12 protein-coding genes are annotated in these 18,811 nt (G+C 51.2%); 6 read left to right on the top strand and 6 right to left on the bottom strand.

What is annotated here, in order from left to right:
* Nucleotides 1-181: 181 nt before the first annotated feature.
* Both HY774_25255 and HY774_25250 read right to left on the bottom strand, forming a co-directional pair.
* Nucleotides 182-616, bottom strand: a complete 435-nt coding sequence (locus HY774_25255; GenBank protein MBI4751805.1) for a bifunctional (p)ppGpp synthetase/guanosine-3',5'-bis(diphosphate) 3'-pyrophosphohydrolase — start codon at nucleotides 614-616, stop codon at nucleotides 182-184.
* A gap of 378 nt (nucleotides 617-994) precedes the next feature.
* Nucleotides 995-1,522 carry a hypothetical protein gene (locus HY774_25250; protein ID MBI4751804.1) on the bottom strand — a complete coding sequence of 176 codons (528 nt, stop codon included), beginning with the start codon at nucleotides 1,520-1,522 and terminating at the stop codon, nucleotides 995-997.
* A gap of 345 nt (nucleotides 1,523-1,867) precedes the next feature.
* Between HY774_25250 and HY774_25245 the strand changes: the two genes are divergently transcribed.
* Nucleotides 1,868-3,877 carry a winged helix-turn-helix domain-containing protein gene (locus tag HY774_25245; protein ID MBI4751803.1) on the top strand — a complete coding sequence of 670 codons (2,010 nt, stop codon included), beginning with the start codon at nucleotides 1,868-1,870 and terminating at the stop codon, nucleotides 3,875-3,877.
* A gap of 93 nt (nucleotides 3,878-3,970) precedes the next feature.
* Here the strand turns inward: HY774_25245 and HY774_25240 are convergent, their stop codons facing one another.
* Nucleotides 3,971-4,504 carry an N-acetyltransferase gene (locus HY774_25240; protein ID MBI4751802.1) on the bottom strand — a complete coding sequence of 178 codons (534 nt, stop codon included), beginning with the start codon at nucleotides 4,502-4,504 and terminating at the stop codon, nucleotides 3,971-3,973.
* 201 nt (nucleotides 4,505-4,705) lie between these two features.
* Here HY774_25240 and HY774_25235 point away from each other — a divergent pair, with 201 nt between their 5' ends.
* The 4 genes from HY774_25235 to HY774_25220 all read left to right on the top strand — a co-directional run bounded on the left by HY774_25235 (nucleotide 4,706) and on the right by HY774_25220 (nucleotide 10,116).
* Nucleotides 4,706-8,131, top strand: coding sequence for a hypothetical protein (locus tag HY774_25235; GenBank protein ID MBI4751801.1), 3,426 nt, complete (start codon nucleotides 4,706-4,708; stop codon nucleotides 8,129-8,131).
* 156 nt (nucleotides 8,132-8,287) lie between these two features.
* On the top strand, nucleotides 8,288-8,977 hold the full coding sequence (locus HY774_25230; GenBank protein MBI4751800.1) for an L-2-amino-thiazoline-4-carboxylic acid hydrolase: 690 nt from the start codon (nucleotides 8,288-8,290) through the stop codon (nucleotides 8,975-8,977).
* Nucleotides 8,978-8,983: 6 nt separating this feature from the next.
* Nucleotides 8,984-9,490: a hypothetical protein gene (locus HY774_25225; GenBank protein MBI4751799.1), complete on the top strand. Its 507-nt coding sequence runs from the start codon at nucleotides 8,984-8,986 to the stop codon at nucleotides 9,488-9,490.
* Between the two features lie 137 nt (nucleotides 9,491-9,627).
* Nucleotides 9,628-10,116: a hypothetical protein gene (locus HY774_25220; GenBank protein ID MBI4751798.1), complete on the top strand. Its 489-nt coding sequence runs from the start codon at nucleotides 9,628-9,630 to the stop codon at nucleotides 10,114-10,116.
* 417 nt (nucleotides 10,117-10,533) lie between these two features.
* On the opposite strand, the gene HY774_25215 is transcribed toward HY774_25220, so the two are convergent.
* Nucleotides 10,534-14,082 (bottom strand): CHAT domain-containing protein, encoded by a 3,549-nt coding sequence (locus HY774_25215; GenBank protein ID MBI4751797.1) that lies wholly within the window; start codon nucleotides 14,080-14,082, stop codon nucleotides 10,534-10,536.
* Nucleotides 14,083-14,607: 525 nt separating this feature from the next.
* On the opposite strand from HY774_25215, the gene HY774_25210 reads away from it, so the two are divergent.
* Entirely contained in the window at nucleotides 14,608-15,330 is a 723-nt protein-coding gene (locus tag HY774_25210) for a leucine-rich repeat domain-containing protein (GenBank protein MBI4751796.1), read from the top strand.
* 140 nt (nucleotides 15,331-15,470) lie between these two features.
* Here the strand turns inward: HY774_25210 and HY774_25205 are convergent, their stop codons facing one another.
* A complete protein-coding gene (locus HY774_25205; GenBank protein MBI4751795.1) occupies nucleotides 15,471-17,852 on the bottom strand; it encodes a CPBP family intramembrane metalloprotease in 2,382 nt (793 codons plus the stop codon).
* 190 nt (nucleotides 17,853-18,042) lie between these two features.
* Entirely contained in the window at nucleotides 18,043-18,777 is a 735-nt protein-coding gene (locus tag HY774_25200) for an ABC transporter ATP-binding protein (GenBank protein MBI4751794.1), read from the bottom strand.
* Between the last annotated feature and the right edge of the window lie 34 nt (nucleotides 18,778-18,811).

Raw genomic sequence — 18,811 nt, 5'->3', positions numbered from 1 at the left:
ACACAAACCTTTTGGATAGTTGAAACTATCCGAAAAGATAGTCATCCTTTCCTTCTATTTCTGGTTCTCATCAGGCATCCGTCCTTCCAGCCGGAAGATGCACGATATAACCTGCCTGTTTGGGCAGGCCGGTTGAGAACAAGTGCAAGTTGCGTGCACAACCAGTTGTTTTTTGGATCAATCAGGCTTCAGGGTAGTGCTCTCGAATCGTTTTGATCGCTCGCTTGTATTTTTCAAGCCGTTTTCGGTCGCGCTCAGTCGGGTTGGCAATCCGGCTCAGATCGCTATTGTCAGCCAGATCAGCCAGTTTCACCCGGCGACCAATTGGGTTGGCGGCAGCCCGCAGGACAAACGCCTCGTAGGTCTCGTCTGGTTGACGCGTCACCGCCGCCACGGCATCAATGACCGCCTCGGAAAAGCCTTCGGCACGAAGCTGGTCAAGCGTCCAGCCGCAATCTTCGACCACATCGTGTAAAACCGCCGTGATGCGTTCTTCGGGTGTGGTTAACCGTAACATCATCCGCAATGGATGCAACACATAGGGTTGACCGGCTTTGTCAACCTGTCCTTCGTGGGCTTTGGCAGCCAGCGCAATCGCGTGTTCGAGCGTACTCATATAAATTCTCAAGGAATGGGTATCGTAGGTTGGAAATCAGGTTGATCGCAACCCGGCCTGAACCAGAAGACATCGCTTTTCGGCACAAAGCGCGCCAGAGTTTACAACTCCAACAAGTTTACCGGAGATTTTTCTGTTTCCTGATACCAAAAAAAAAGAGGTAGCCGTGTTTCCATATCTAAAACACGACTACCCCAAAAAAAAGCAGGACAACCACGGTTGATTGTTCTTTCCAAAAACCACGTTACCCATTTTGCCAATGGAGGAAAGATCAGTGGCACCTTCTGGTGAATTGCCCGCTTACTGGGAGCCTATAAAAATTCTGAACCTACCCCATCAATCAAACCCAAAAAACAATCCGTTAGTAGAGTTGAAAGCTTATTGCTTCTTCATCGTTGCGTAGGAAACCACCCCTTCGATAGAAACGAGCGCGGTAATTTCTTTCCCACCATTTGAGAGAGCAAACGGTTCTTCAAAAGTCAGGGGTTGACCATCTGGACCAGTTCCATGAAAGGTCAACACCCCGGTGCCATCTGGATTCATGGTGTAGGTACCGGTTAACTCAGCAACGACAATCTGACCATTAAAACTATGGGTTTCTTTATCGATGAAAGCCCCTTTCCCATCAAAAGTGATCATGCCCACGCAGGCCGCATGGTAGGGTGCTCCATCCGGAGTAGTGTCGTTTTCTAATGCCAGTACAGCATACCGCCCGATCAAATCAGCGATAGTAAATGATTTTAAGCGATTATCTTTGACCTTTGATTTTCCCTGGGCACGAACCTGGGCCAGCAATCCTACTGAAACGCCATCAGCAACGCCTGGTATTGGCAAGCCAACAGCCAGCAGTAAAGCAAAAACCAGGAAAATAGTCTTCACATTGATATTTTTTTGAACGCTTTTCATTGATATATCTCCTAAGATTTAAATAGTTTAAGGTGTATTGAATACTCACTTCAATAAACTTTTCGTAAAAACGGATCTGTCTTTTCATATCGAATTTTCAAGAAAAAGATCCGGCTGAATTCAAACCAATTCCCGTGACCTTGTCGTAGGTATGGCTTGTTCCATCGGCATAGCCTCAATCTCGTTAAGAATTTCAAGCAGCCAGAAAGCCAAACTCCCAAAATTTATCCGTTCAGTTTCTCTCCCTGGCCTTGCTGTCTGAACTTGAGCCCAACTGTACTGAAACCCACTCTGGAAATCTTTTAACCCGGTTAAGAAAGTTATTAGAAAGTTTTGAGAAGACCTATGTACAATCAGGAGAAGCACTTATATGCGTTCGGAGAATTTTGTCTGGATGTCACCCAGCGCGTTTTAAAGCAGGAAGGCCGGCTCATCCAACTGACGCCGAAAGCTTTTGATACGCTGTTGATCCTGGTTGAAAATAGTGGGCGGGTGCTTGTGAAGGAAGAATTGATGCATCAACTGTGGCCGGACAGCTTTGTTGAAGACGTAAACCTGGCCTTTAATATCTCGCAGCTCCGCAAAGTCCTGGGCGACGATTTCAAAAACAGTCGGTTTATTCAAACCATTCCACGTCGCGGGTATCGGTTTATTGCCAAAGTCACCGAAGTGGTTGAAGAACCACCAGCGCTCCCGCTTGAAGCTCCGGTTCAGGCCGTCCAGGTGATTGAATCAGTACAGGATTCAGAAGCCCAGGTTGAGTCGTGTGACGTTCCGACTTTGAATGATGACAACGAAACCTCAGTTGATTCAGCGCCCAATTATTTCTCAGAGCATCCTCATCCAGTGAAGACCGTGCCGCCCGCCCAATTAGAAACCGCTCCCCCCAATCGCCTGGGGTGGCTTTCCTTTCGGATCGCTCTCGTTCTCAGTATCGTGGCCATTGGAATATGTGGGGGATTCCTGGTTTGGCGTCACCCGTCGCCGCCGCAACCGCAATCTGCAACCAGGTCACTTGCGGTCTTGCCGTTTAAAGTGCTGCAGCCTCAGGGAAATGATGAATATTTGAGCATTGGGCTGACCGATGTGCTGATTACCCGATTGAGCAACCTGCAGCAACTGGTTGTTCGCCCAACGCGGTCCGTTTTACCATTTGCCAGTTCATCAAAAGAAGCAGCCGAGGTCGGCAAGGAACTCCAGGTGGAAACAGTCCTTGACGGCAGCATTCAACAGATGGGTGATCAGGTACGGGTAACCGTGCGACTGATTCAGGTCAGTAACAGTCAAACCGTCTGGGCATTTCAATGTGATGAAACCTGCTCAGATTACTTTCAGCTCCAGGATCATATTTCAGAACAGGTGACACAGGCTCTTTCCTACAAACTCTCAGATGAGGAACAGCGCCGACTCACCAAACACTATACTGAAAATACCCTGGCCTATCAGGAATATGTCAAAGGCCGCTACTACACCCTCCTGTTTACAAAAGACGGGCTGGAAGCTGCAATTCGATATTTCAACCATGCCATTGAACTTGATCCAGGGTATGCCCTGGCCTACGCCGGGCTGGCCGACGCCTACTGTACCGGGGCCGGTATGTTTTTGCCGTCCAATGAAGCGCTTCCAAAAGCCAAAGCCATGGCCGAGAAAGCATTGTCGCTCGACAATTCATTACCTGAAGCATATGCAGCGTTAGGACACGCCAAGGTGCATTTATGGGATCGTACGGCCAGACAGGATCTCCAAAAGGCTCTTGAGCTGAACCCAAACTCAGCCACCACGTTGATGTGGTTTGGGGAATACTATCAAACATTCAATCCGCCAGAATCCATTCCTATCTTGATCAAAGCCAGGGAACTGGATCCAGTGCTCAGTCCGGTTCGAGGGTTTCTCTCATTTTCTTATAGTCTGAATGGTCAATTTAATCTCGCCCATCGCGAAATTCAGGAAGCCCTGGCAATGCACCCAGAGGATTATCAACTGGTAAGCCTGCGGGCGCTGGTTTACTCATACCAGAGAAAATATCCGCAAGCACTGGCTGAATTGGACAAAATTCCACCTGATGGATTGATGGATTTTTATCGTGTCTATTTGTTGATTCGGTCAGGCCGCAAAGCTGAAGCACAGCATTTAATGAGCAGTATCTTACCACACCAAAAGGAAACACCGGACTCAGCTTATTTTATGGCGCTTATTTATGTCGCTCTCAATGAGAAAGATCAGGCATTCAAATGGCTGGAACAGGCATATCAGGCCCATTCGGTTTATCTGAGCTATCTCCAGTATGACCCAGAGTTACTCCCATTGCGTTCAGATCCACGATATGACGACCTGATCCGGCGCGTAGTTTCCTGACACATTCGTGGCTAAAATGGAGACTGGGGAAAATGGATACAACTGCTTTCTCCTCATTCCTCATTCTCAATTCTGCATTCTTCATTCAGCGATTCACCCAACCATGGCAAACGCCGGGTGATATTTGGCCAGTCCGGTGCAGCCAGCCAGGGCGCCGGGTTCGAGTTCAGCGACCATAAAGGTATCATCCGAAACATCATATTCGCAGGTAATCCCTTTGGGCCGGGCGGGAACAAAACCAAATCGCGGATAGAAATTCGGATGCCCTAAAACAATAACCATCCGGTGCCCCTGACGGTGGCATTCGGCCAGCCCGGCCCGAACCAGTTGCGAGCCAATCCCACGATTTTGATATTCAGGCAAGACCGCCATCGGTGCCAGTCCGATGACGTGAAAGTCACCGCCTGCCCCCTGGATTGTCGCCGGACTGAACAAAATATGACCGACAATTTGGCCATCAATCACGGCCACCAGTGAAATCAGCCCCACAGCCACCTTGTGCAAGGCTTCGACCAGATTGGCTTCATCGTGTTGATTGAAAGCAAGTTCATTGACACGACGCACACTGGCGGCATCATCGGGTTGTTCTGGCCGAATGAGAGTTGATTGAGCGGGTTGAAAATCCATTCGTCAAAATTTCCTCTCTGCGAAGCTATCTTTTTTGGCAATATATCAAATTGTTGCACTCACCTAAGTTTTTCTTTTACAGCACCAGAAGAGCCATCACTTGAACAAGATCCCTGCTTGAGAGAGACATAAAATTGTTTGCTTCTCAGTGACGAAAGATTATAACCAGAGAATTCATAATCCCTTCAATGTGAGGTAGCTATGGGACGAGTTTGGGTTTGGTCCATTGCCGTTTGTGGTGTGTTGCTCAGCAGTCTGTTTCTTTCCAGATGGGGCAATATGGAACTCATCAGGCCGGTTTCAGCCGATCCGCTTTGGGTTGCGATTTCCCCACCGGCTCGTTCAAACACGATTCAAGCGACAGCCAAAAACGAGCGCCGGTTTCAACTCAATACTGGTCTGGTTAAACAGACACTCGACCGCGCTCCCAACGAAGGTCGCATACCGCTCCGCCAGAGCCAGACGATTCTTCAATTTCCCTTGCCGGATGGAACATGGTTGTCAGCGCGGATTGCCGAGTCTCCGATTGTGTCGCCGCCGTCAGCGGATATCCACATTCGAACCTTTGTTGGTCAGGGCATCGAAGACCCAACCGCCACGCTACGCTTTGACTGGAATTCCGATGGCCTGCACGCTTTGCTCTTGACCAGTCAGGGTTCAGTGTTTGTACGTCCAGCCGGCGACCCAAACCACCCACAGATCTATGTCAGTTCATTTGGAACAGACGCCGATTGGCAACCGGGTCACTTCCAGTGCGGAACGATGCCACAGGAAGTCGTTGACCAGAAATTCCCCAGCATTCAGGAATATACAATCGAACCGGATGGACTCGCCTCCGGTGGAGTTTTCAACTCCAGTTCTAACCCAACCAGTTCAACCGCGGCTCCTGGGTTACGGCAAGCCGCTGAAGATCGCCGGTATGCGGCTCAGTCCATCCCGGCAGAAATGGCAACGCGGCTCCAGTCCTTTTCAAATACCGCTTACACGTTGAAAACAGCCCAGTTCACAGCCAACAACGGCTGGATGATCGTCTATGGCTACAGCGGGTTCTTTGCTCGCAACATTCCGCAGGCAGCTTTTGACCGGGCGCTTTCGCTCAACAACAGCGGAAACGAACTCTTTGGTGTGTATTTCTCGCCGTCCAACGGCTGGGTTATCCTCCACGGAGAGAACCAGTTTGCGGCCCAGGGCATTCCAACCGCGATGCAAAATCGCCTCCAGACACTGGCGAATGAAAATCGGATCGTCAAGCATATCGCCTTTACCGCAACTGGCGGCTGGATCATCCTTTCAGATTACAACCAGTTTTTTTCTGATGGCATTCCAGCCGACGCCCAGGCAGCTCTTACTGAGTTGGCTGGCGGCGGCGAAGAACTCAAAAGCATTGCCTTCACCTCAAATAATCAATGGGTGATTGTGTATGGCAATTCGCTCTTTCGAGCCAGTTCCGTTTCCCTTTCATCCAGTCTGCAGGCCAAACTCGCCCAGTTTAGCCAGGAAAACCGCAATTTTCGGAGCGCCACATTGACGGCAGATGGCAACGGGTGGGTGATTCTGGCCGCGGCACCGCCGCTTCCGGTTGGAAACACCCTGCGCACCTACCGGCTGGCGGTCTCGGCTACGGGCGAATATACCCAGCGCTTTGGCAATGGCAATGTGACTCGAACTTTTGAATCCATTGTCCAGCGCGTCAACTTTGCCAATGCCATTTATGAACGGGAAATGTCGGTCCGCTTTCTGGTGGTCAACGATCAGGATGCCATTTTCACAAGCGGCTCAAGCGACCCGTTTACCAATGGCAATCCCCGCGAAATGGATTTTGAGAACGTGGATGTTTTGAATGGAAGGGTCGGCGCGACAGCCTATGACCTGGGCCATGCGTTTGGAACCGTTGGCGAAGGCGGCACCTTTGGAACGGCTTTTTTTGGCTTGTGTGATCCGAATTTCAAAGCACTGGGCGCCACCTGCTTTGGTGTTGCGGAAGACACGCCGCTTTCGACCTACACGCTGGTCCACGAAATGGGTCACCAGCAATTTGCCAATCATACTTTTAATGCCGCAACCCGAACCTGCGGCAATGGAAATCGGCAGGGAGTCGCGGCGGTTGAGCCGGCCAGCGGGACCACGATTATGGCCTACGGTCCAAGCGGCTGCGGTGAGGAAGACCTTGGATTCAAACCAGAAGATATTTATTTTCATGCCTTTAGCCTGACCCAGATGCTCAATGCCGCCACCGAGGCCACCCCTGGAAGCTGTGCGGCACCCGTCTCGACCGGGAACCAGCCGCCACAGGTGACCGCCGGGCCGGATCTGGCAATTCCCGCCAAAACACCATTTGCGCTCACGGCAACCGCGACTGACCCCGAAGGCGACCCGCTCACCTACGGCTGGGAAGAAATTGACGTTTCCTTTGCCCCAAGTCCGCCCAACAGCGATGAAGATGGACGCATCCGACCGCTCTTTCGATCATTTCCTCCGACCACATCACCCACGCGGACATTTCCGCAGGTAACCAACATTCTGCAAAACAAAACCCAGCTTGGTGAAACCCTGCCCACCCAAAACCGGGTGCTCAAATTCCAGGTGACGGTGCGTGACAATCACGCCGGAGGCGGCGGAGTCAACTTTGCCCGGCAACACGTGCGTGTGGTCGCAACCAGCGAACCATTTGAAATTACCTCACAGGGCAAACCCCAAACCTTTGAAGGTGGCACGGTTCAAACCGTGACCTGGAAAGTCGCCCAAACTGATGTCGCCCCAATCAACTGCGCCGAAGTCAGAATTCTTTTTTCAGCCGATGGCGGGCGAACCTTTCCAACCGTGCTGGCCGACCGGGCCGCCAATGACGGCGCCCACACCATCATCGTCCCCCAACTGACCACCCAGGCTGGCCGCATCAAGGTCGAGGCAGTCGGCAATGTCTTCTTTGACATTTCCAACACCAACTTTGAAGTCAAACCTGGCACGACAACTGACACACAGCCACCAACCGTTACCCTGCTGGCGCCCAACGGCGGAGAATCATTCACAATTGGATCAGGTGTTCCGGTGCGGTGGAATTCCACGGATAATTCCGGCGTGGCGTCACATTCACTTGAACTCTCGCTGGATGGCGGCAGCACCTTCCCAATTTCAGCAGCGGCGGCGCTTGACGGTTCGGCCCAGGCGTTTACCTTTACCGCCACCGATCAATTTGCCTCAATGCGGGCGCGGGTGCGAATCACCGCCCAGGATGCCGCTGGAAATAAAGGACTTGATGCGTCAGATGCTGATTTTGCGATTGTTCGGGCTACGCCAAACGATACCGAACCACCTCAGGTCACGGTGACCAGTCCAACTGGAGGCAAAGTCAAAGTGTCTGCCAGCAAGTCATTTACCATCACGTGGCAATCACGTGACAATGTCGGCGTCAGTTCACAGGATGTCGGGCTGTCACTTGATGGCGGGACGACTTTCCCAACGACACTGGCAACTGGACTCGCGGGGACGGTTCAATCATTGGAATTGAATTCAGCGCTGATTGGAAAACAAAAGAGCAAAACGGCTCGCCTTCGAATTACAGCACGGGATGCCGCCGGAAACAGTGGAACGGGCACAAGCCCGGTGTTTACGCTGGTTTCGAAGTAAGCATTCAGGGTTCAGGGTTCAGGGTTTTCGGAAGGGATGAGGGCTGAAGGATGAGGGATGAAAAAATCACCTTGTCACCTTGTCAGTGTTCCACGCTTCCGGGTTTTCGAAGGGATTCATTTCAACACCAACCATAAAGCATTCTCAAGGAAATACATGACACGACACGAAGGCGAACAATTTGTGAAAAGCTTCTTTGAACAGGCCAAACCACGGCTGGCTCGACTGACCGGACGATTTGTAGACGACCCGCAAACCATTGTTTCCAGGGCGGAAGTGATTTTTGATGAGATGCTTCCGGAGCTGGCCTACGTTGAGAAACCATTTCATCCACTGGCGTCAGCGCTTTTTGTCTGCACGGTCAATCTCGCAGCTTATTTAGCCTTGAAAGAACGTGGTGTAGCTGTCCATGATTTCGGGAGCGCCATGCTCCACGGCCTGGCCCGAGCACCTGTTCCGGCCCCAACCGAACCAGAGAATGAAGCCGCCGCCCACGAACGCTATGTTCAATTCCTGGCAGCCGCTGAAGCTTCGCAACGACATCCGGCACCCGGCGAAGATGTATTTGAATTTGTCCCTGGAAACGGGACGGATTTCGACTTTGGCCACAATATCAAGTCCTGCGCGATTTACACCCAGTGCTCAAAGTATGATGCCCAGGATTTAGTGCCCTACATGTGCGGCGCGGATGACGTGATGAGCGACAAAGGCAACCAGGGACTTCGGAGAACCGGCTCGATTGCCCTCGGTGCCAGCCAGTGTGATTTTCGGTTCAAAAAGGGCGGCGAACCACTCCGACTGGCCGAACAGTATCCGGACAAGATCCGAGTTGCAGCGGGAGAGTAAGCTTGTATGAAAATAAAAGGGCTGAAAATAGTTTTTCTTTCACTCCTGGGATTCGGTCTGCTTTTTGGATGTTCTACAAATAAAATACAGCCTGACCACACAACCCCAACTGATTGGAAAATAGTGAATGCAAGAGGAATCTTCAGCTTCTCTGTTCCTAAAGATTTGCAGGAGCGAGCGGTTCAAGGTATTGATTCTTATGTCGGAGAGTACAAAAGCCAGAGCATGAATCTGAGTTTCGATTTTGGGATGTGGTCCAATTCACTGGATGACTCATCTCAACCTCAATTTCAGCAACTTGTTACAGAAATCAATCACGAGCCAGCCAAAATTGTTTTGTATACTGCTCCACAGAGCCAAACAGAATATAATTATTTTGCTGGCGTCCATTTTCCATCTGAAAAAAATCCAACTGGTAAGTTGACAATGTCAGTGAGATGCAAAGATTCTGAAAGTCAAAAAACGGCTGTTAAAATTTTTTACTCAATCAAGTTTCTTCAAAGGAATGCCTGACTCACAGATTTGAAACAAAAAGGCTGTTGCGAGCTGGAGTTCTTGCTCGTAGGGCACAAACGAGCTTTATCCATATGAGGAAATATTTACCTGTTTCTCGGAAAGCGTTTCCCAAGTTGAAACTACGGGTGTAACCGATGACTGGTCAACCAACCCAGATTCAACGCTGTCAGTTCACGTTCAAATGCCCGAGTGAATGGGCTGAACTCACCCCAACCGTCAATGAACAGGTCAGGCATTGCCCAGTCTGCAATGAGTTTGTCTTCCTTTGCCGGGATGAAACCGAACTCCGCGATCATGCACGCCGACTGCATTGTGTCGCCTTACCAGAACCGCAACCCGCTTTTGACGAAAGCTGGGTTGTTTTGGGACATCCGGAAGTGCCTGATTACACCGGGCCGTTTTTCACTCTCACGCTGGAGCCAACGTTTGCCCTCACTGATTCCCAGCTTGCGTTTCTTTCGCGGGCATTTGACTTGCAAAAGCCGGGACCAGCGCTTCGATCAGAATTTTGTGATGGAACGCCTCACCTTTTGCAATCTCGGGTTCATCCGGACCGGGCGGAATCGCTGCGAAGCCGAATGTGTGAACAAGGTATGAAGTGCCAGCTCAGCGTCGAGGCGTAGTTTCAAGCTCAAAGATTGAGGCTATTTCCCACCCATGCCGCGGCTGAATTGGAAACATCCATATGCCATTTTATGTGTAGTTTTTGGGTTTGCACCTCGAAGAGCTGCAGTTCGGATAGCCGGTCGGTTGGCCGCTTTGGGCCTACCACCGGATACGAATGCCACTTTTTGGTTCTCCCCGCTTCACCCGCGCCCTTGGGGCGCGGGTGAAGCGGGGAGAAAAGGGAGAGAACGAACCTTTTTCCGGTGGTAACTTGCAAAGCCTCGCACCGACCGGCTATCCGAACTGCAGCCTTTCAGGATGCTCAATCCAATTCACAAAATGTCAGGTCTGACAGAGAAATAATCAATAAACCTACACGGGAAAGAAGTTCTCCAACCCGTCTTCTTCAGCCCTCAGCCCTGGTTTTCTCAGCCCTACAACGGCTTCCATTCGCCAGAGATAATAAAACTTGACCAGTAAAAAGGATGTGCCCACCGCGCGTCTTTCAGCATGGCAAGCTGCACATTGTGGAGCGCTTCGGCCCGGCCTTCCCCGTTTTTCAACCGCTGATAGTACTGGGCCATGAGTTCCTGTGTCCCACGGTCAGAGACTGACCAGAGGCTCATCATCTGGGTTTCGCTGCCAGCCAGAACCAGCGCCCGTCGGAGTCCAAACACACCTTCTCCGTTGCGGACCTCCCCAACGCCGGTTTCACAGGCCGACAGTACCACCAGTTTTGTGCCCCACAACGGAAGTCCCGTCATTTCAAGCGCCGTGAGCGTGGCGTCTTCCCCAGTTGCCCCACGCTGGTTGGCATCAGCCAGAAACAACCCTGACCGCAGCAATGGATTCGCCAATCGGAGTTGATTGACATTGACGGCTTCCAGATCCTGGGTTTTGGTCAGGGTTCGAGAGTCATTGGTGTCTTGATCTGTCGGAACCAGATCCGGCAGAAAATAGCCATGGGTGGCAATGTGCAGTAATTTCGGTGATTTGACTGACTTGAGCACTTTTTCAACCGCCTGACCCTGCGTTTTCAGCGCCGCATCTGGAAAGAGCGTCTGAATGTGCTGGCCTTCGATGGCCGTGGCGGCCAATCGTTCCAAAGGCTGGAACGTCGTCCCTGACAACGTCGGGCCAGCCCCCGTACCGTAATCTGGATCGGCCACAATAAACGGCGGTTCAACTGATGGAATATTGACCTGGAGTCGTAGCAAATCCCGGCCACTGGTCAGGTAAGAAATCGAATATCGTTCGACCGCATACTGCCCCTGATCGTCCATCAGCGCGGCAAATGGAATCAGTTGCAGTGCGCCATCCGGGGAAATCAGCAATTGCTTTTTGTCTTTTGTAAGCTGGCGAACCGGTTTGAAAATCAGCCGGTCCAGTTTCTGCGAAACGGGATTGAGGACTTTCTTCAAATCTGTTTTTCGAGTTTTAAGCGCTTTGCGAAACTCTGTCACGGCGGCATCAATCGGCGCGGCATCCCCCAATGATACCCACTGGGGTGGTCCCTCGTGACCAAGCAGATACACGGCATAGGCTTGGGCGCCGCTTTTTCGTGTCTTGAGGTCAAACTTTCGATAGGCAATATATTCCACCAGCAGCGCGTCTTTCGGGATTGCCTGTTGAATGGCTTCGAGTGTGACCGGTTGCGCCTGGGCTCGAAATTCGGCACTCCGGGTACTAATGGCGCGTTCGAGTTCGTCAATTTGACGTTCGAGGGTCTGCAATTTGGTCTGAAAGTCTTCCAGCTTGAGTTTTCCAAGCCCACGCAGCGACAGTGCCGAAAGCTGGGCCCGGGCACTGGTCAGGTCATCGAGCAATTTTTGATCTTCAGGTGTTGCCCGACGGCGCAGGGCCTCCACGCCCTCGGCCATCGCATCCAGAACCCGTCCTTTGCGCTGTACAATCAATTCCATCGCCATTTCGGTCGCCGAGACATCGCCCGGCAATGCCTGTGTATGCAGCGTCACGGTCTGGTCAAGACGATTGGCGGTGACTTTGACCAGTTGGAGCTTCTGGCGCTCTGAACCGTCCAGTAAATTGCGTTCAAACTGCCGCTCCATCAGGTTATTGCTCGTCCGCTGACAGTCAACGGCTGCTTTCAGGTCACCTGTGGTCCATCGAATCAACGCCAGGTTATTCCAGCTAATCGCCACTTCAGGATGATCTTTGCCAAAGATGTGCTGACGCAGTTTGAGCGAATTTTGAGTCAGGGCGAGGGCTTCATCCACCTGGTTTCGATCAAGGGCCACAATCCCCAGATTGTTGTCACTGGAAGCCACCCCTGGGTGTTCCGGACCATACACTTTGACCCGGATGTCACGCGCCCGACGCAGACACTCATTGGCCAGGTCAAGCTGATTTACTTCCTGATACAGGATCCCCAGGTTGTTCAAACTGTTGGCCACATCCGGATGGGTTGGGCCAAGCGCCGCCTCAAGAATCTGTAACCCTTTTTCCTGACAGATTTTGGCTGGTGGATAGTCTTTTTTGGCGATCAATAAGGCCGCCAGATTGGTGTAACTCTGGCCAATTTCAACGTGATTGGCTGGGAGGACTTTTTCCCGGATGGCCAGGGACCGACGATAATACGGTTCCGCACTCTCATAATCACCTCGTTTGTAATAGGTAAAGCCAATGTTATTCAAACTGGTGGCGGTTTCTTTGTGGTTCTCGCCAAAGAGTTTCAGTCGGATTTCATACGCCCGTTGATCATAGAGGAGCGCCTGATGAAAATCTCCCACGGTTCGACGATTGGTGGCCAGTGTACTGAGCAGCAACGCCACGGCGGGATGGTCGGGGCCAAACTGGGCTTCAGCCTGCGCCAGTGCCTGATTGATATAGTCGGCTGCGATTTTGAAGTTCCCCAACTGGTCATTCACAATCGCCAGGTTGTTGTAGGAAGTCAAAAAGTCAGGGTGATTTTTTGGTAACCCTTTGCGCATGATCGCAATAGATCGTTCAAACACCTGGGCGGCCTGCACCAGATCCCCTCGCGAGAAATAGTACATTCCCAATGTATTGAAGCTGGTGGCAACCCCGACAGACTCAGGCCCCAGTGCTTTTTCATTGATTGAAAGCGCCTGTTGCAACAACGGCTCAATCTTATCGAGTTGCCCCTGGACACGGTACAACATCGCCAACCGGTTGAGCGCCAGGGCCACCTCGGGATGGTCCGGGCCAAGCACTTTTTTGCGCAGGTCAACGAGTTGTTCAAAGGCAGGCTGGGCCAGATTGTATTTCCCAAGTTCCTGATACAGGGTGCCCAGATTCTGCAACAAGGTCAGGGCATCTTGTGACTCCTGCAAACCAGCTTGACGATAGACGGCCAGCGCGCGCTCATACACTGGCTCGGCTTTGGCAAACTCGCCTTTGGTAAAATACAGCGACGCCAGATTGTTCAATGATTGAGCCAGCATTTCGGAATCCGGCGGCAGGTTTTTTTCAGCCAATGCCAGCCCTTTCAGCATGACCTCCAGAGCCGTGTCAATTTTCCCTTCAAGAAACAGGCTCTGAACCTGTTCATTCAGATGGTCAATTTCCATGACCGACCTGTCGAGTTCAGTAGCTGGACGCAGTGATTCAAATCGCACCACACAACGTGCGACAGCCGCGGCTGGGTCGGTGGCTTCAATTCGAAGTTCATACATTCCAGCCTCGGTTGAAATCCATTTCACACGTTCAAACCCCTGGTTTCCATTGGGTTCGTCTGACATATCCACTTCTTTCCCATCTGGGGAAAATAACCGAAGGGCAACATCAATTCCCTGCTGATTGACGCTCAGGTGAATATAATGACTGGCTTTGGCTTTGAACGACAGCCGATATTTCTGACCGCCTGATACCTGGACGGTTTGGGTTTGCCCGACTTCAAGTTTCAGGATGTCAGAAGTTTGCCGCGCTGATACTTCGGGGACCAGCCCCAGGCTCAATCCAAGACAACAGACTCCACTCAACAAGGTTCGGATGTTTTTCATAAATATTCAACCAGGATGACATTGAAGAAAAAGAAATCAGTACCGTTGTGGAATCAACCACTTCAGCGGAAACTCGTTTTGGGTTGGGTTGATCAACTGGTTATAGCCTTGCCGGGCGAAAGAGACAATCCAGAATTTCGGATATTACCTGAAAACCAATCTGGCAAAGGTGGATTTGATATCCGGTAATTTTCCGCAATTTCAGGTTGAATTTCCCGCGTATCTTTCCCCAATTTTTTGGTCATTTTCCTGGTAATTTTCCCCCTGACTAACTCGCTCCCAACACCGGCTATCAGTCACCCCAGAAACTCTGACTCAGTGCTCACTATAAAACATTCAAATAAAACAAGTTATGCCATTTTCAAAACAAGGCGAAACATATAGTTATTTTCATTTCAGTCTCAATGAAAGCATGGCATAATTCTTGCTCTCCTCAAGCAGTGCAATCAGTACACATCAACAAAAATTTCTTTTACTTGTTTGGCCTACCCACGACCGGCAAGCTTTACGTTGAGAGGGGGAATTATGAAATCCATCGCTTTGCTGTTTTCAAGCATTCTGGTTTCAGTTCTGCTATTCGCCGCTCCAATGACCAAAGCTGCCACCCCCCAACAGGACGCTGAAAACAGAGTTTTCACCACCCTCGAAGAGGCCCTGGCACAACCCGAAGCGGTGTTTAATCTAGATCTCCGAAGCAAACAACTGACCACTCTTCCACCTGAAATTGGAAACTTTCCAAACCTTCGCCGATTAAATCTGGCCGGCAATTCGTTGACATCAGTGCCGCCGGAAATCGGAAAATTGACAAAACTTGAATGGCTCAGCCTCGCCAGCAATGAACTGACCACCTTACCGGTTGAAATTGGCAATTTAAAACATTTGCAGGAACTGTATCTGGCCGCCAATCAGCTCACGGCCATCCCAGCCGAAATTGGGAATTTGACCAGCCTGCAAACATTGGGACTTTCAGTCAATCAACTGACCGTCCTGCCAAATGAAATTGAAAAACTCACCATGCTCGTTACGCTCCGCGTAAACAGCAACCTGCTCACGGCGATTCCGGCAGGCGTTGGCAAGCTCAAGAAGCTGGAAAACCTCCAGATCAATAACAACCAGTTGACGGACCTGCCAATTGAAATCAAGAGCCTGCCCAAATTGAAAGCCATGAGCTATGAAAACAATCAGTTTTCACCCGAGAAACAGATTGAAATTGATAAACTCTATGGACCATTTCAGGTGTTCAAGTGACCGTTTGAACGGGGAACCGGTTTGATTCCAAATCACTGTTCCCTTTCTCTACCCAAAACGGCCAAAAAACTGGCGGCGACCAACCGCCAGTTTTTTCTTTTGGGAGTGCGGCTCACGTGACGCCGCTTTCGTTTCTTTCCTCATCCCGGATACCGCGTGTAGATGAGCAACTGAATTCCGATCAGCCCCCCGTTATAGGCCGCATGGACGACCATCGAAGCGATCAGGCTTTGAGATCGTTCAAACGTCCAGGCCGTCACCAGTCCCAGCAAAAACACTGGAAGCGCGTTCCAGGGCGGCTGAAACAGGCAAAAAACACAGGCAGATAGAATTCCCGCCCACACTGGGCTCACTGACGTCTTCAACCCCTGATAGATAAATCCCCGAAACAAGACTTCTTCCCAAACCGGTTTGATGCCCAGGGCAATCACCGGTCCGAGAATGGTCAGAACCAGTCTTTCGCCAACGCCTGATGGCCCGGCTGGCAGCGGCGGTCTTGAAACTGGCAAAAAATAACTTCCCCCAACAATCACCAGCACCAGCCCGATCCCTTTGAGCATCACCAGAACCGTCTCGCGGGATTCTTCGATTCCACTTTGCCACAACGAGAAGGTTTCTTTGAGCGGAAGCTGTTCGCTCGACGCATAGGCTGCCATGGCACAAACCGTTACCAGCGCGGCGACGCAATAGCTCAAGGAAAAGGCCACCTGCGGCTTCATTGCGGTGGGAAAGGTAAACCCGGCTATCAGAAAAATGAGGACTACCAGAAATAAAACCCCGATGGAAAACCCATCGGCAACGTGGACTTTTCGAGGTGGCAGGGCGGTTGGATCAAGCAGATATTCAATTTGCTGGCTGGCTTTCTGCAACCAGCTCAGCGCCAGCATTCCAAACAAAAAGAGGCAGTTCAGTTTCAACCAGATACCCGGCAAAAACATGCCTCCGGCAAATAATCCGCCAAAGGCCAGCGGTAAGATTGCCAGGTCCGACCGAATTTGCTGATTGGACTCTCTCGCCAGCGGATCAGTAAAGAGGACGCCCATCGCCATCCCCAACACACCCAGGATCGGCAGACCCGCGACAATCCACACCAGCCCCACCAGATCGCCAGTTTCAAACCGATGGCGATAGCTAAAGCCAGCTATCCAGATGGCCAGCGATGTCACCCAGGCCAGGAGGAGCCAAAAAGCGGTCCGTTGGAGCAAGAGTCGAAGCAGTGATTGCGGCACCGTGTATAGAATCCAGAAGGCTTCGCCTTCAAAAATCACGATGTTGATTGACACCGTCACCAGCAGCAGCATTCCATATCCAAAAGCCAGCGCGCCTGATTTGAGCGGATCAGAAAGCATGCTGCTCGCCATGTTGGGAACCAGAAGCATCGGCATCAGCATCAACAGTGGTGAAAGCATTGATATCCAGGCCCGTTTGTCACGTCGAAGGATAATGAACTCGTGGCGGAAAAATCCTGGAATGCGGCTTTGCGAAAGTTTCAATTTTTGCTTCCGCTGACCAGCTTCCCGACCAGAGACGGCTTCGAGCCCAGCGCGTGACGCCCACCCAATGATCGTCCACCCCATCAACCCAGTCACCACCACACCAGCCAGTTGAATGCCCAGAGCACCGAAATCTTGTACAGATACACCTCCCTGCAGCACATTGAACCCCAGGGAAGGCACCAAATACCAGGCGACCCGGCCAACCCGATCACACCACTGGAACAGAGCCGGGTAAAATTCCCCAAAGATCGGAAACATCCCAAACACCGAAACAAAGAGGCTTCCGCTGAGCGTGGCCAGGATTTGAAAATTGGAAATACTGGAAAGAGAAAAAAACCGTCGCAGGAGGATTTCAAGGACAAATTGCACAATGGCCAAAACACAGTTGAAAACCAGCGTCAGACCAAGGGCGAGCGGAATGACGCTCCACCGATATCCCAAAACAAAGAGCAAAACAGTACAAAACGGGAAATACACCCCCCAGCCAAAACCAAACACAATATATTCGACCAGTCGGCTATAAAAAATGAGTGGGATTGAAATTGGCAGCGTGAGTAATTGCTCAACCGCCATATCGAGTCGGGCCAGATTGCGGCCCTGAAACCCCATTGACACGGCAATGAGTCCGACAAAAGTTATCAAGGCAAGGAATGAGACCTGATGGAGAAACGGACGGGATCGCACAATGCTTTTCCCAGCTTCAGAAACCCCTGGATCAAAGCTGAGCTGCTGGCCAGTATTTGGAAGTTTAAAGCCTATCAATTGGGGGGTTTTTTTGAAGTTGATGACCAGACCGCTCATCGTTGTCAGTGACATCCCTCCGAAGAGAATCCAGATCAACACCAGGCTTGAAATTACCCGTGAGACTGACATTTGACCTTTACGGGCCGTGCCGGTTCGATTCGCCTCAGGCTGAGTTCCCTTTCGCTGGGCATTGAGGGTGGCGGCCAGAATATTTCGCAGTTGGAGAAACCTGTACTTTGATACAACGCAGAAAATCTGGAAGGCAGAAAGACGAGGAGGCATAAGTGAAACCTTTGGGATGAAGACTTCGGGCTGAAGGCATTGGGCTGAGGGCTTGGAGCTGAGGGCTTGGGGCTAAGGGTTTGGGGCTAAGGGCTTGGGGCTGAGGGCATTGGGCTGAGGGCTGAGGGCTAAAGACTTCGGGCCGAAAAATTGGTTTTATTTCATCCCTCATCCTTCATCCCTCATCCCTTCAATTGTCCTCAGTCGTGGTGACGGCAAAAAAGACTTCTTCAAGCGAACCACCTGCCGAAAGCTGATCTTTGAGCTGTTGAGGTGACCCAACCGTCAGAATTTCACCCCGGTGAATAATCGCCACCCGATGACACAACTTTTCGGCCATATCGAGCAGGTGGGTGGAAAGAAAAATAGTTTTCCCAGCCTGAGCGGAGCTTGTGATCCAGTTTTGAACTTCGCGCTGGGCAATCGGGTCCAGACCGTTGGTTGGTTCATCCAAAATGAACACATCAGGGTTGTGAATCTGGGCGCAAGCCAATCCCAGCTTGCGCTTCATGCCCATTGAATAATTAACCGCAAATTCGTAGGCAGCATCCGTCAGGGAAAATTGTTCCAGGAGCTGGGTGACGCGTGTAACCAGAGACTGGCCTGCAAGGCCGTGCATTTCTCCGACAAATTGCAGAATTTCAACCCCGCGCAAATAGTCCTGAAACACCGGATTATCTGGCAGATACCCGACCCGACGTTTGACTTCGACTCGATCTTTCTGGCAATCAAGTCCCAGGATTCGGGCCTGCCCCTGGGATGGAATCAACATGCCCATCAACATCCGGATGGTAGTCGTTTTCCCGGCGCCGTTTGGACCCAGAAACCCGAAGATTTCTCCCGGTTGAACCTCAAGTGAGATGGCGTTCACGGCACGAAACGAACCGTACACTTTGCTGAGCAAGGCACATTCAATGGCATTCATAGCAAGGTTGATGAAACTGAGTGGAGCCTATTTT

The organism is Acidobacteriota bacterium (genome assembly GCA_016208495.1).
In the GTDB taxonomy this organism is placed as follows: Bacteria; Acidobacteriota; Blastocatellia; order Chloracidobacteriales; family Chloracidobacteriaceae; genus JACQXX01.
The sequence above is the reverse complement of the archived record's forward strand: the minus strand, read 5'-3'. Positions and strand labels throughout refer to the sequence as shown.

Coding starts and splice junctions, on each gene's coding strand:
- HY774_25255 (MBI4751805.1), bottom strand. CDS start 616: ATGAGTACGCTCGAACACGCGATTGCGCTGGCTGCCAAAGCCCACGAA.
- HY774_25250 (MBI4751804.1), bottom strand. CDS start 1,522: ATGAAAAGCGTTCAAAAAAATATCAATGTGAAGACTATTTTCCTGGTT.
- HY774_25245 (MBI4751803.1), top strand. CDS start 1,868: ATGTACAATCAGGAGAAGCACTTATATGCGTTCGGAGAATTTTGTCTG.
- HY774_25240 (MBI4751802.1), bottom strand. CDS start 4,504: ATGGATTTTCAACCCGCTCAATCAACTCTCATTCGGCCAGAACAACCC.
- HY774_25235 (MBI4751801.1), top strand. CDS start 4,706: ATGGGACGAGTTTGGGTTTGGTCCATTGCCGTTTGTGGTGTGTTGCTC.
- HY774_25230 (MBI4751800.1), top strand. CDS start 8,288: ATGACACGACACGAAGGCGAACAATTTGTGAAAAGCTTCTTTGAACAG.
- HY774_25225 (MBI4751799.1), top strand. CDS start 8,984: ATGAAAATAAAAGGGCTGAAAATAGTTTTTCTTTCACTCCTGGGATTC.
- HY774_25220 (MBI4751798.1), top strand. CDS start 9,628: ATGACTGGTCAACCAACCCAGATTCAACGCTGTCAGTTCACGTTCAAA.
- HY774_25215 (MBI4751797.1), bottom strand. CDS start 14,082: ATGAAAAACATCCGAACCTTGTTGAGTGGAGTCTGTTGTCTTGGATTG.
- HY774_25210 (MBI4751796.1), top strand. CDS start 14,608: ATGAAATCCATCGCTTTGCTGTTTTCAAGCATTCTGGTTTCAGTTCTG.
- HY774_25205 (MBI4751795.1), bottom strand. CDS start 17,852: ATGCCTCCTCGTCTTTCTGCCTTCCAGATTTTCTGCGTTGTATCAAAG.
- HY774_25200 (MBI4751794.1), bottom strand. CDS start 18,777: ATGAATGCCATTGAATGTGCCTTGCTCAGCAAAGTGTACGGTTCGTTT.